At 43.9% G+C, this 12,761-nt stretch carries 10 protein-coding genes; 7 read left to right on the top strand and 3 right to left on the bottom strand.

What is annotated here, in order from left to right:
• Positions 1 to 431: 431 nt before the first annotated feature.
• Together ACUVJL_RS37585 and ACUVJL_RS37580 are read left to right on the top strand one after the other, a co-directional pair.
• The gene (locus ACUVJL_RS37585) at positions 432 to 1,172 is read left to right on the top strand and encodes a tyrosine-type recombinase/integrase (protein ID WP_445250467.1); all 741 of its coding nucleotides are present in this window, start codon (positions 432 to 434) and stop codon (positions 1,170 to 1,172) included.
• Between the two features lie 321 nt (positions 1,173 to 1,493).
• Complete coding sequence (locus ACUVJL_RS37580) at positions 1,494 to 1,727, top strand: DUF3892 domain-containing protein (protein ID WP_190663966.1); 234 nt, start codon at positions 1,494 to 1,496, stop codon at positions 1,725 to 1,727.
• A 751-nt stretch (positions 1,728 to 2,478) separates the two neighbouring features.
• On the opposite strand, the gene ACUVJL_RS37575 is transcribed toward ACUVJL_RS37580, so the two are convergent.
• The gene (locus tag ACUVJL_RS37575) at positions 2,479 to 7,050 is read right to left on the bottom strand and encodes an AAA family ATPase (RefSeq protein ID WP_445250466.1); all 4,572 of its coding nucleotides are present in this window, start codon (positions 7,048 to 7,050) and stop codon (positions 2,479 to 2,481) included.
• Between the two features lie 288 nt (positions 7,051 to 7,338).
• On the opposite strand from ACUVJL_RS37575, the gene ACUVJL_RS37570 reads away from it, so the two are divergent.
• From ACUVJL_RS37570 to ACUVJL_RS37555, 4 genes are all read left to right on the top strand, one after another.
• Positions 7,339 to 7,842: a hypothetical protein gene (locus ACUVJL_RS37570; RefSeq protein ID WP_445250465.1), complete on the top strand. Its 504-nt coding sequence runs from the start codon at positions 7,339 to 7,341 to the stop codon at positions 7,840 to 7,842.
• Positions 7,843 to 7,914: 72 nt separating this feature from the next.
• A complete protein-coding gene (locus ACUVJL_RS37565) occupies positions 7,915 to 8,859 on the top strand; it encodes an AlbA family DNA-binding domain-containing protein (RefSeq protein ID WP_445250464.1) in 945 nt (314 codons plus the stop codon).
• Positions 8,860 to 9,024: 165 nt separating this feature from the next.
• On the top strand, positions 9,025 to 9,795 hold the full coding sequence (locus ACUVJL_RS37560; RefSeq protein ID WP_445250463.1) for a hypothetical protein: 771 nt from the start codon (positions 9,025 to 9,027) through the stop codon (positions 9,793 to 9,795).
• A gap of 561 nt (positions 9,796 to 10,356) precedes the next feature.
• Positions 10,357 to 11,136 carry a peroxiredoxin-like family protein gene (locus ACUVJL_RS37555; RefSeq protein WP_445250462.1) on the top strand — a complete coding sequence of 260 codons (780 nt, stop codon included), beginning with the start codon at positions 10,357 to 10,359 and terminating at the stop codon, positions 11,134 to 11,136.
• 169 nt (positions 11,137 to 11,305) lie between these two features.
• Here ACUVJL_RS37555 and ACUVJL_RS37550 read toward each other — a convergent pair whose 3' ends face one another.
• Positions 11,306 to 11,554, bottom strand: coding sequence for a hypothetical protein (locus tag ACUVJL_RS37550; protein ID WP_445250461.1), 249 nt, complete (start codon positions 11,552 to 11,554; stop codon positions 11,306 to 11,308).
• A 265-nt stretch (positions 11,555 to 11,819) separates the two neighbouring features.
• Between ACUVJL_RS37550 and ACUVJL_RS37545 the strand changes: the two genes are divergently transcribed.
• A complete protein-coding gene (locus ACUVJL_RS37545) occupies positions 11,820 to 12,044 on the top strand; it encodes a hypothetical protein (protein ID WP_445250460.1) in 225 nt (74 codons plus the stop codon).
• A 203-nt stretch (positions 12,045 to 12,247) separates the two neighbouring features.
• Here the strand turns inward: ACUVJL_RS37545 and ACUVJL_RS37540 are convergent, their stop codons facing one another.
• Entirely contained in the window at positions 12,248 to 12,472 is a 225-nt protein-coding gene (locus tag ACUVJL_RS37540; RefSeq protein ID WP_445250459.1) for a hypothetical protein, read from the bottom strand.
• Positions 12,473 to 12,761 lie beyond the last annotated feature (289 nt).

Here is a 12,761-nt window from a genome sequence, read left to right as displayed (position 1 = left end):
CAACACGAAAAAGGAATACTACTGTGAATAAAGCCCGTTTTTTCCTCCTGATGGAACGGGGCTTTGGGTAATTCAGGCAGAAAGTGTGTCCGAGGCTCAAACAATTGTTAACAGCAGCCCCCGTGCGCGGGATGGTATGTTAGCAGAATCTACCAAAGTAGTTGAGTGGCAGGTGCATATTGGGCGTGAGCGTTTTGAGGATAGTAAATAGGTAGGGGCTATATGTTATTCCCATCACTATTGCATACCGCCCAACTAAATATTGACGCTCTGGAAGCGGTACAAACACATATCTATTCCTATCAACCGCAGCACTTGTATCCTTAACCAAACATATCAACAACCCGGAGCGATCGCCCGAACCAAACCCTTGATCCCGCTCACCCGCCGCATTAAGAAATACCCCCGACGGATGCAGTAATGCAGTAAGTATGCAAGACTTTGGAGCGTCGGGTCGAGTATACACCAAGATGAAAATAGAGGGACACGGGCAGGCCAAGATATTCACTCAAGAGGAAATCGAACTCTTGTTCAACGAAGGTTTGCAAAGCGATCGCGACCGCGCCCTCTTCGGAATTTGTCTCTACACCGCCTGTCGTATTGCCGAAGCGTGCAGCTTGAAAGTCATCGATGTTTTCACCCCGGCGGGCGTCATCCGCTCCGAAATGATCATCCGTAAAGGCAACACCAAAGGCAAGCTCGGCACCCGCACTATCCCGATCATTCAAGAGTTGAGGCTGCTGTTAGAAACCTACAAACATCCCGAACACCCCTACCTGTTCCCCAGTCGCCACCTCAATCACCGCTGGAAGCACGCAAACCCGGAAGCCGCCTCTCATCTATTCCAAGAAGCCTGCGAAAAAGTTGGCATCATCGGCGCTTCCACCCACAGCCTCAGAAGGTCAGCACTTACTCAGATGAGCAACGCGGGTATCCCATTGCGGATTATTCAAGAAATCAGCGGCCACCGCAACTTAGAGCAATTGCAAAAATACTTAGAAGTGCGGCCCGACCAAGTAAGGGGAGCCGTCTCCGCACTCTCTACCCTTTCCTACGTCAGGAAAATTATATATCCTGACATAGCTCCCCCAACCTCAGAAAATCCGTTGCTCCCCCACCAACTGTCACAAGCCCAAGCAGACTCGGAGCCTGAAGAAATTCCCGATTGGTGACGAGCAATTTTAGATTTTAGATTTTAGATTTTAGATTTTAGATTTGGGATGCAAGGATTAAAGTCACGCATCCCAAATCGAATGACGGTTGCTTTCCCCCCTCAAGCCAGAAGTTCTCATCTCTAGATTTGTTACAATTCTTAATCGTGCGAGCTGCTGCCCTATTAACTCAACTATCTCTTAGGGATAATATTTAACTCCCCTTAGCGAATGACTAAATAATTACCCAGGTAGGATAACCGTACTCTAGTGAGACGGTGTTTTCTAATTTATGTTTTCTGATATTCGTTAGGGTTGATAAAGTTCACCAAAGGAGAAAAAATGGCTGGTAATAGACGAATTGTTAATGCAAGAGAAGACGAAAATGGCAACATCAGTCATGTTCTGTTAGATGGCAACCAAAAGTTTACCCCTGTAGAAAAAGCTATCGAGATGACTGAAGGAGGCAAAATCGAGGGGGTACACGTTGTCCACCGTCAGGATGGTAAAGAATTTCTTCGCACGAACCCGGATGGTGATAAGGGTAATAACTTAGACACAATGGCAGAAAATTAATTTATCTGCCTTTTGCGAGGAAATACTCGCTTATATTTATGAGAGACGGTCAATTAATGACCGCCTTATTATTTTGGGTTCGTGACAAGTAATAGAACGAAAAACCACAAGAATGAGATAGTCACCCACCGTGCGTACTTTGTTTGCTGGACACTTGCCCGAGTCGGATAACCGTACTCTCGTCGAGCGGTATGTTCTAATCGATTTTTTTTACCGACCGCTACATTTAAAAAGTTCTTTGAATTATCTATGGAAATTGGCTATGAGTTTCACTCGCACAACAGAGTCGTTCCGGTCTGAACAGACATACACCTTTCAACCAAAGGATGATATTACGGCATACGAAATCGCACAACTCCTCCCAGTTCTTATAGCTGCATGGAGGGACGCACCTGATGGCTATGCCATCTCTCGTAAAGAGATACCCTCTTCATGGGCGGCGAATGTTGAATCTTTGTCCGAATCTCTCCAGCGCCACTTCATAAAATCTAAGTAAAAGCTAATGGGGTGCTGGCGTTTTGATTCCAATAATTCAGTCTCTACCGGGTGTTTCTTAACCTTTATTTACCTCATGTCCTCGGAAAGCCGTTATCTCGGCTATACACCGAAGAATGTTCCTCAACCTTGGGAACAGGCTATCTCTCTGCTGTTTGGTATTACTGAAACTTAGATTTGGTAAGGCTTGGGTGGTTTATCTTGCACTTTTTTACACATATCTCGGCTCAATGCCTATATGTAGTAGGGAGTTTAATTAGTCTTGTCCAGCCCTATCAAGTAAATCCTCCATCCCGTATACACCCAATCTCAAAAAACGGTCTTGTAGGTTAATAGCACGCTGGATTAGTTGTGGATCATCGGTTTCATCTGCTTCCCGTAAAATTTCGTTTAATGCTGAAATTAATGGTTGCGTTTGCCATAGTTGACTCGCATTTATCGTTTCTAATTTTTGGGCTAATGCCTCAGTTAATTCCAGTACAAATAACGAATTCCGACATGATTCATAACCTAACCATTTAAGAAAGCCCTGAAAATCAAACTCACTTGTGGATGCTGGAAGTGCTTCAATAAAAGCAAAAGCAAACTTAGGAGGAATCAAAGTTATTTTATTGTGTTCAAAACCTTCATCTATTTCTCTAATAATGTTATCAGATAAATTTTCCTGCTCTAAAACAGCCAATAGTCCAGAGATACACTTGGACGTATGTTCTTGTAAGTTTAAATTAGCTGTAAATACTTGAGTTATTCCCAGTAATGCGGCATGACTGTTGTTTTTTTTCAATGCTTCAAATAATTGTGGCTGACTGATATGTCCAGCCAAGCTGGCTAATGTAGAAAGTCGTCCCCAAATACTGCTAGTTTCTCCTATTCCCTCGTGCAAAAGACGGTTTAAGTAAGGCGCAACTCTGCCAAAATTGTTTTGATACTGATTATACAAACACCTCCCTGTATATTCCCATAAATGGGATTGCGGTTCTTTAAAAATATCCGCTAACAGTTGCCATCCCAAATCAGGCTTTTTGTACATTAGGAAAGGAAGATGTTGAAGAACAGGAATGCGGACATAAATTGCTGTATCGCTTGCAACGTTACGCAGTAATAACAACAGCAATTCAGGGACAGGCTGTTCTTTTTCTAATAATCGATTGCAGAGCCTTATTGCGCTTTGTGCTGCAACACCATGTATCGAATTAAAAAAAGCGGCGGAAACGATATCTTGGTTATTTTGTCTGATGTCTTTATCGCTCAAATATTTCCCGTATAGCCAAAATAGCAATAATGATAAGCGTTCGGCTGACTCAGAATCAATTAATACTTCACAGCAAACTTCTAAGGCTTCACTAACTGTATTACCGTCTTCCCAGATAATCCCATAGCGTTCCAGCCAATTGAGCAAAGTAGCTGCGAGTGTTTCTTGTTCGGGAAGGGGTTCTATCGGTTCCCATTGCTGTGTTGGTCTTAAGTTACCAAAACGATAACGCAGATGAAGCGCGACTCCCTTTACAATATTGTATATATAATCTTTGTGCAGGTTTTCTTCGATAAAACGGGTAAATAAAACTACGAAACGTCCAGGGTTTAAGGAGCAAGCATCGCGCAATACGCTTTTAACCTCACTAAATCCACCCAACCTATCTACTATATCAAAATCAAATCTATTTCGGCTTCGATGTGTTTGGTAATAACGCAGTAACTGAAAGATGCCTCGATCTGATAGCTTGAGCAAGTCTTGTGGAGATAGCGGTGGCATTATCAATCCCCCGCGCAGAGAAATATTAGGTTCAGAACTGGTGGAACCAAAATAAGCTTTTCCATTATCAATAAATTCCTGATTTTTTTCGTTTCGGAAGATGGATGGAATAGAAAGGCATAAATAGAATAGATCGCGGTACACCCCAAAAGAATATTCTTTTTCATATTCCTTTCGCTCTGACACAAGCAACAAAATCATTGTTTGATTAGCTTCTCGCGCTGATTGTGAGAGTTTGGGGTAAGCCATGTGCATTAGTTTACCTAGTTCGTGACTTAAATCACTATGGCGAAAAAGTTGCTCATCTTGTAACAGGCTTTCTATTCCACAAATAGAGCAGGAATCACAAATATTTTCTTGATAAGCTTCAATGACAAAGTAACGTATAGCTAATTCTTGAGAGTTTTGCAACCGAGATTCATTTTCCAGCCACCAAGCGTTGTTTTGGCGAACGCGATGTTTAAGCGCCTTCTCCACAACATTCAGTAAGACGTTAAGGTCATCACCAGGAAGGATGTAATTACTACTACTGTGTCTTACTAACCATGATGTCTTGCGTAAAAAATGGTCATACCCTCTACCTTCTCTATATCTCGTAGCGCTCCAAGATTCCAATTCACCTAAAACTAAATCAAATAATATATCGGACTGACAAAGGCGTACTTCTAGAAAGTCATCTTTGTGGAAATTACGAGGCATACAACGCAGTTCCCCTAAATTACAATTATCTACATCTTCGGTTGAAATATTTTTGGTAATGTACCTCCACAACAAGTCATCTCCAGAATTTGTTGCTTGCACCCATTGACTAAGAGATTCGCCAACAGGGTTATGTTCAGCATTAACATTTTCAATTAGCTGTTCCAGTATTTCACGGATACCATCAGTATTCCAAGCTTCAAAATTGTTTAACCTAAAGCTAATGGTATTTGCGACATTTTGCTCATTCGCCCATGGTATCTTGATTGCTTCCCTCCAAAATGCCACGACTTCTACAGGGTATACATTCATCCACACGTTCAGATGCCGAACAAACTCAAGCAACCAAGTTTCCCGTTCTGTTGTTAATAGAACTTCAGGAAACCACTGCTTCGTGAGAATATCGAACCAAGTTCGATTTTTTACTCGCCACAACAAACGTCGAAATAAATCTGGGAAGTTTTGGAAAATTCTACGCAGCAATCGCCAATCTTCATCTACGGGTGATATTTCGGAAAAAGATTCGCAAATAAGACGCTGAACATGATAAGCAATTCCCTCATAGGACAGCACCTCCCACACCTGTCGCCTAAATATGTCGGGTTGAGAAGCACGCAGGTGAAAGAAAAATGCTCTAACTGCTGGACGAATAAAAGGTAGCTGAGGATGAGCGAGAATAAATTGCGCTAAAGTTTGACCGTTAGCTAACGCAGCTCGAACGGTAATACATTCTGCTAAAGTTTGATGACTGAATTCCAAAAGACTAGGCGAACTTTCTAGTAGCACCTCCTGGCTAATCAAGTGCCTCACAATATCTTCGTTGGTTCCAAAAGATATCTTAGGGTACTGCTTTGTCCGCTGTTGCATTAACTTTTCAGCCATATTTTGCAAGGCAACAATAGCCTCAGTACCAAGGGCTTGTTTTTTGACTACGACTTCCTCAAGAAAACTGTTGTACAGTTCGTAGGCAGATGCAGGTTGCAACGGAACATCAAGTTTTGCCAGTTTCTCGTAAATCCGCAAGTTTTGAGGTATTTGCAACAATGTCCGAAGTTCAGGAGTTATATTGGAAATATCAACATTCCAGTTGATTAAGAAAGGCTTAACTTCAGCATCAAAATCAAGTGGTTGTAAGTTGACTTTGTGTTGCCAAGAACGACCTCGAAGTAAGGGATCATACTCTAAGTCAAAATTGCGGCAAGCTGTAATAATAGTTACTCCCTCTATTTTTTCCAGACGGTCGATAATTCTTAGAAAAACCTTGAGCGCATCATGTTGACGACTTAGTGACAAACTATCTAGGGAATCAATTATCACGACAGTTCGGCGAAATTCTGTCAGACGAGCACATTGACCCACAATATCTTCGGGTAAGCCATTCACTACTAAGTTGTGTTCGCTTTCGGCATTTGTAAAGTGGTCTCCTTTAATAAATAAAAGCCCCCAAGCTGACTCTTTATCGCGCTCAATGTAATCTACAAGGTCGAGTAACAAGCAAGTTTTACCGCTACCGGGACGGTCTGTGAGTAGAATGCTTTGACTTCCCTGCTCAATTAATTCGATTACTTTCGGTAACTCGGAACGAGGAATAGGTTTACCGTCTATGGTGCGTAACCATTTTCGCCCAATACTTGAAGCTTGTTTGAATGCTGCAAGAATTTCAGCTTCAGTGCGTTTTGGTGTAGGACTGATTCCTGCTTCGGCTAATGTAGCTAATACATCTGAGCGGATGATAGTGTATTTTGCATCTCTTAAATTGGTTTCGTGACTCACCAAATAACGTTCTAGTAGGGGCATTGCCAGATTTGACATTGGTACGAGTCGATCCAAATCTGACTTGTTTTGACGATCCCATTCCTCGAATCCTTGAGGTGAGCCAAAGCTGATTTTGTTAACTAGAGAATAGGTAGTCTCTTCGGTACGTCCTAAAATTTGTGCAAGGGCTTTTAATGATTCTCTCTGATTTTGGTCTGCCTCGCGATGAAAAGCCGAGTATTCGGGAAAATATCCACAATTTTCAACTAAACTTGCAAAATCGCCAAATGGGGAGCGAGAGTAAAACTTAACTTTGGAGTTAGCTCTTGACTCTAGCTGGTCGCGAGCTTTGCATAACTCATCCTTTAACACCTGGTCTGAAAATGACCACGCTTTATGGTTAGTTTGATTCTTCTTCGCTTGAATAAAACAAGCATGACCATTTTTGTAGAGAACAACAATATCATCTACTGTCACCGAAGAATTTTCCCCTGGTACCCCCGTTGAGTTTACTTGAATGCTTTGAATAGTATTGTCTTCTAAAAGTCGAATCAGCCAGTGCAGCGCTACACGCAGTTGATATTCATCTCCAAGGCTAGACCTTTTTCCTGCACTGCTCATATTTATTTCAATTAATCTTTTTACAAAAACCTACTGCGTTTTGTACAAGTGTAATTTTTATTATACAACTAGAAGTTTGTGGTCGGCGAGATGGCAGGCGACAGCGCTACTTCGGAAAAGCACTCTCTCGACCGGGCAACCGCTTGATGCGAGTAGTGCATCAGTACAGTTAACCGTACTTACTGGGTTCGGTAGTCCGCCAACTAAATTATTTGCTCAGAGATATGGTTGATTAATTAGTCAAAAATAGGCTAATCTCTGGCAATTGTAATTTATTTGAAGTAACAAATGACAGTTAAAGCTATTTCCGCCACCATCCTTTTAGGTGCGATTCCGCTTGATGTTTATCAACTACCCGACGGCGGCTACAAAGTCGATGCGATTGGAGTTATGAATGCGGTGGATAAGAAGGGTAGTGCATTGACCCGGTTCATCACTGGGAAATCGGCTTTAGCTCTGCCTTTTGGCGGATATAATTTTACACAAGCTCAAAGCATTCCAGTTGAAGGCAACGCTCAATTAATCAAGCCTATTCCCATTGCATTAGCTACAGCATATTGGTTGCATGAAGTAAGCAAAGGCAATGTAAAAGCTCAAGCTTTGGTTCAAGCCAGCATGGCAGAATCTATCGAACGGCGGGCTGACGCAGCATTCAGCATCAAGCGTACTGAACCAGAGTACAATTTGCGGTTTAGTGAATCTTTTGAGTCAGTTATGTTGGAGAACCGGCAAGAGATTACGGGCAGGAGATTACCAGGTGATGACTTGTACTTGCCAGATGGGATTAACTGAGCAAAAGTGCGATCGCTCCTACAACTACGCTAGTTTGTTGAATTTGTTCATTTTATCCTCAAGGTACCTTGAATGTTTGACCCTACCAAGCCTAACGATATTCTCGAACTCGAAGACCAAGATTTATCAGAGTTTCTGCCGAATGCCGAAGATGACCGACACGAGTACAAAAGCAGTGCAATTAAAAACGATAAAGAACTCGGCGATAAGATTGCCAAAGCTGCTTCGGGGTTTTGGAATAGTGGGGGTGGATTGTTTGTTGTCGGAGTAGATGGGAACGGTCAGCCTGATGGAGGAATATCTCTGAGCGTGGGGCAGCAAGGACGGCAGTCTCGACGGGATTGGATCGATCAGGCAATTTCACAAGTAATGCCTAAATCTTGTTATGTGATACACAGCATTGAAAATAGCAGCAATTGCATGAATATTGAACAGGGAAAGGCTGTATTTCTAATTGGCTTTGGTGAAAGCGAAATAGGCCCGCACATGGCTAACGACCACCGTTACTACATTAGGGCTGGAGCGCATACTGTTCCAGCCGGTCACTTTATCGTCGAAGCCATTCATGCTCGACGGGGATTAAGAACACCGTTACTCAGCCACATTGTCCGTCTGAAGCCTGGAAATAGTGGAGTTGTTCAACTAGGTATCGTTGTCTTGAACGCCGCCGCTGCAATTAATGTTTCTATTAAAATTGACGCGCTACCAAAAATATTTACTTCAAATTTAGAGGAAAAGCTTTTTCTACAGATTCCTATTATTTCCGAACAATTTCCTTTATTTTTTGATGTTCATGGGATAATGCTTGGCAGGCAGGAATTGCCCCCATTTGAGATAAACTTAACTTATTCGGATATGGCAAACCGCAGGTATCAAAAAAGTTTTGAAGTCGATATAGATCGTCAATTGGGACCAAATATCAGTTCGTCGTACAACGGATATGACCGCATTGAGCAAGAACTTAAAAACATCACCGAAGCTATCAAAAATAGCAATTCCTTTTTTGATGCTACCTAATTCTGGGAGAAACTAAACCCAAACCCAAACCCCAACACGCCATGCCCCAACTCCCCGAATGCGTAGGCGTAAGCCGGGGCGGAGCCATCGCTGTCTCCTCGCTCGCCCGCAATCCCCCCCTAGTCTGTGCCGTCCGAAGTCCTCCACTTCATCCCGAATTACCTAATGAATCAAAAAATCCCTGAAATAGATGAGCAAATTGCCCAACTTATAGCTAGCTTACCCAGCGAGCACCTCCTACAGCAAGCTAAGACACCAGCTCAGATAGAGGAATGGCACAAAGCAAGACAAACCCAGATTCTTTTGGCTGAGTGCTGGAAATCAAAGTGGCTTGTTCAGGACTATTACCCAGTTGAGGAAGCTGTAAAACGGCAAGAGATTTCTCAACGAAAAGCGGAGTTAATGAGCTGCTGCGTTAATGAGTACAAAGCCCGGTGGGAGCTTTGCGAAGTTGCCGAAAAATATGTCAAAAGACTCCACACCGAACTTCAAAACACGATTTCTGTGGAGCATTTCCGCCGGGCATCCGCCCATTCTTCGTACAAATTTTTTCACCAAGGTAGCCTGAGACAATATCCATTTCAATCAGCCTATGATTTATTTGCAGAAACTTTAAAAGAAGATGTGGATGGTTCTTTCTCTGTATGCCTGGAACCCTACTATGAGGTTCCGATGAAAAAGTGGAGGCAAGTAGGTAAGCAGTACACTCAACTTCTGAAGCAAGCCAAGTTGGATGGCACTTACCCACAACTTAAGAAGGCAGAAGAGCAGAGATTAAAAACAAACTTAGTTTGGCACAAAGTGGGTTTTTCTTGGATTGGGATGGTTCTGTGGACGTGCCAAATGGAGGCAAAAAATGACCCATTGCTCAGAAAGCAATTGGTTGCCTACAACAAATCGCTGTGGGAAGCACGCTCGTTTAGGAGTGTCAGCTAGCGGTAATTTGCACGGCTGGGCGTGGCACAAAGGGGAATTGCTTTGCACGGATAAGGCAGGCGGCATTTACCGCAAAGCTTAATAAAACTTCAAATCTGGATCGCATTGCCTCTGACGCTTGGGCAGACCACCTATGCTGGATTGCAACACATTCAGAGAAAGGAGTCTTTTTCCTCATGTTCGACCCTCAAACCGCTATCGTTGTGTCAATTTTCCTTGGTGCTTTCATTGGTATAGCCAAGCTTCTGCGAGATCCAGGAATGCTTTTAGGGGGCTTGGCTGCTTTCGGTATCTATTACTTCTTGTTTTTGCATAACACCTTACTCGCCATTCTCAAGCAGGTGGCACTGGGTCGTTAGAGAATGGAGGTGTCTGTTCAGCTACGGCAAATTCCACCGGTGCTGCCCTGATTCGCTCGAATTTCGTGAAAAAAGAGTTAAAGCATCTCAACCAGGTGATACATCAATTCCGAAAGTAGCCGCCCGATTTGATGTGAGTAAACCATCTGTCCAACAACTGATGATTTTCTACTTTCCCAATTCCTCAATAGATAATTAGCCGATGAATATCCATACCCTCTTGAGCCAAACCGAACGCCAACGGGTGAGTGATGGAGCCGTTTTACCCATCTTGAACGGTTGCGAATCCTCTATGAGGCAATTGGTGCTGTTCTTGCCACAATTGGGAGATTTCGACAGCCTTGAATATGCTTGGTGGTTGCAGCGGGACGCTCAACGGCTGGAAACCCAAGGGATAGCAATCCGAGCTGTGGGAATTGGCTCACGCTCATCGGGTCAGCGATTCTGTGGTTATACAGGATTTCCTGCCGACTGTTTGTTTGTAGATCCAAGTGCCCAACTGCACCACAAACTTGACCTGTATCCAGGTTTATCGTTAAAACTACCCGGTTTATCGGCTGCTATGAATGCTTACCTCAATCTATTGTTCATGTGTGCGGGGATTGGTAGCCCTGGCACTCTGGCAGAAGTATGGAGAGGGTATCGAGGCGACGCAAAAGCACCTCAATTAATTGGTGATGATGAAATTATTCAGGCTTTCCCTCTTCCAGCCCTCAGAGGCTCCACTTTCCGGTGGGCAGGCGGCAAGGGTTTCCAGCGTCCGTTTGAATTGGCAACCTTGCGGCTGCGGAATATGGGAGAAGTGCTAAGTCATTGGAAAACCTATGTTCCCAATGCTGCTTATCTCACTCAACGAGGCGCAACTTTCTTGTTTAATGCTCGGGGAGATTTAATCTACGAACATCGAGATCGCGCCATCCTTGGTTTCGCTGCTGATATGAGCAATCCCCTGACATTTCTCTCAGAAATGGTGGCTGATTGAGACTCGCTGGGGCAGGGCGATATGCACTAACTACCGCCCTTATGGTGTGCGGCTGGCAGGGGGTAAGAGTGGTCGATAGCAAATGGGCATGGGCTTACGGATAGGGGGATTCATGCGATCGTACTCAATCCCATCATTGCTGCTGGCAATTTCTTGGTTACCATATTCATCATGTTCCTGCAGATCCCAACGGGAGCACCTCTCCTTTCCAATTGAACTCTACCCAACCATGTCGCCCCGGTTCTTCCCGCCCTTGTCCGTCAACTAGCAAATGCACAAAGTAAAGTTGATTGGTTGGCTCAATGCTACCAAGAAACCAGTTATCGTCAATCTCCGCCTTTACGTTAGCTTCATCAAATTGGATGCCCACTTGTGAAAGCGTAGCCATCGCCATTTGCCTTAAAGTTGCCTGATCCATCCCCTTTTCCTCGTGATTGAGAGATGGCGGCCGCAGCCACTCAAGCTGTGAACTTCCTCACCCCTAACATTAAAACTTACAACTTTATTCTTGTACTGCTATCCATCATTACCTGGCCAACGCAAGTTCCCCAGCATGGGTGGTGGATAGCTCACAGCCTCAAGGAGGGGTATCTAGAAAAGCTGTTCCCCATCTCAGACTTTACTCAAGATTTAGGTAGATTTAGAAAGTTTTGGAGCAGTTCAACTATTCTTTCAGAATCAAGTTGGCTGAGATCCCCAGGATTTATAAAAATACGTTGCTCATCGGCGATCGGTTGAGGGAACACAAATCCAAAGTGGGAGCGCGAATCACCTGCATCGGCGGTGGAACAAGGGCGGGAGTTGGTGTTGGTGAGGACTTGGCGCGGGGGGTGGAGTCGGGAACGGGAATTAAAGAAGCTCCACAACAACCGCTTGCTCTGCCCTATCTGCAATCCCCGCCGCGGTAGGTGCAAACGCCGTAAACGTAGAAAACACAAAGGTTGTGATGTAGCGGTAGGACAAGATTAGCGATCTGCTGCGTCTCTGAGCGAAGCAATGCAGTAAGCGAGACTATTGCTTAGAATAAGCTGAGCTGTCCGTCGCTGACTGCATTGCATCTTCGGTTGCGCCTTGAGAGTCCGTTACGCCACCCCGGATAAGATGCAGCAGGTCATCCCGTGCTAATGAAATAGGGAATCTTGGCAACTTCTTGCAGCCATATCCTGTACGGTGTGTATTCTCTAAATCCAAAGGGATAGCGCTCTTTTGATACCCCCCATTTCTTAGCTAGTTTCCCTTCTATTGATTCTCCCAGGAGTAAGCATTGAGCTTCGTACTCTAAAAGAGCGTTGGCAATGCTATGGATGGCAGCATCTCTCCAAGTTGAGCGTTTCATGGGCTAACTCCGCGTTCGCTACACTATCAGTGTTTTTTATACCCATGCCGAGGCTGTAATATTGATACTTCCTCGGCATAGATAATTTAATTTTTCTCTAATTCCTGTTGTTGCTTCCTAGCTTCCGCCATTCTACGTTTGAGGGTTTCTAAGCTGTTCAGCATCTAAAACGCATATTGTATGGTATAATATGATAATTTTCCGAGAAAGTCAATGCCTACTAAAAACTTCCTCAGTTCTGAAACAAAGGAAACTCTGCAACAAGCATTAAAAGACCATGAGCATCCAG

Origin of the sequence: Microcoleus sp. OTE_8_concoct_300 (assembly GCF_031383065.1) — a bacterium.
Classification (GTDB): domain Bacteria; phylum Cyanobacteriota; class Cyanobacteriia; order Cyanobacteriales; family Microcoleaceae; genus Microcoleus.
Note: the sequence above shows the minus strand (reverse complement) of the source record. Positions and strands in the feature narration are given on the sequence as shown.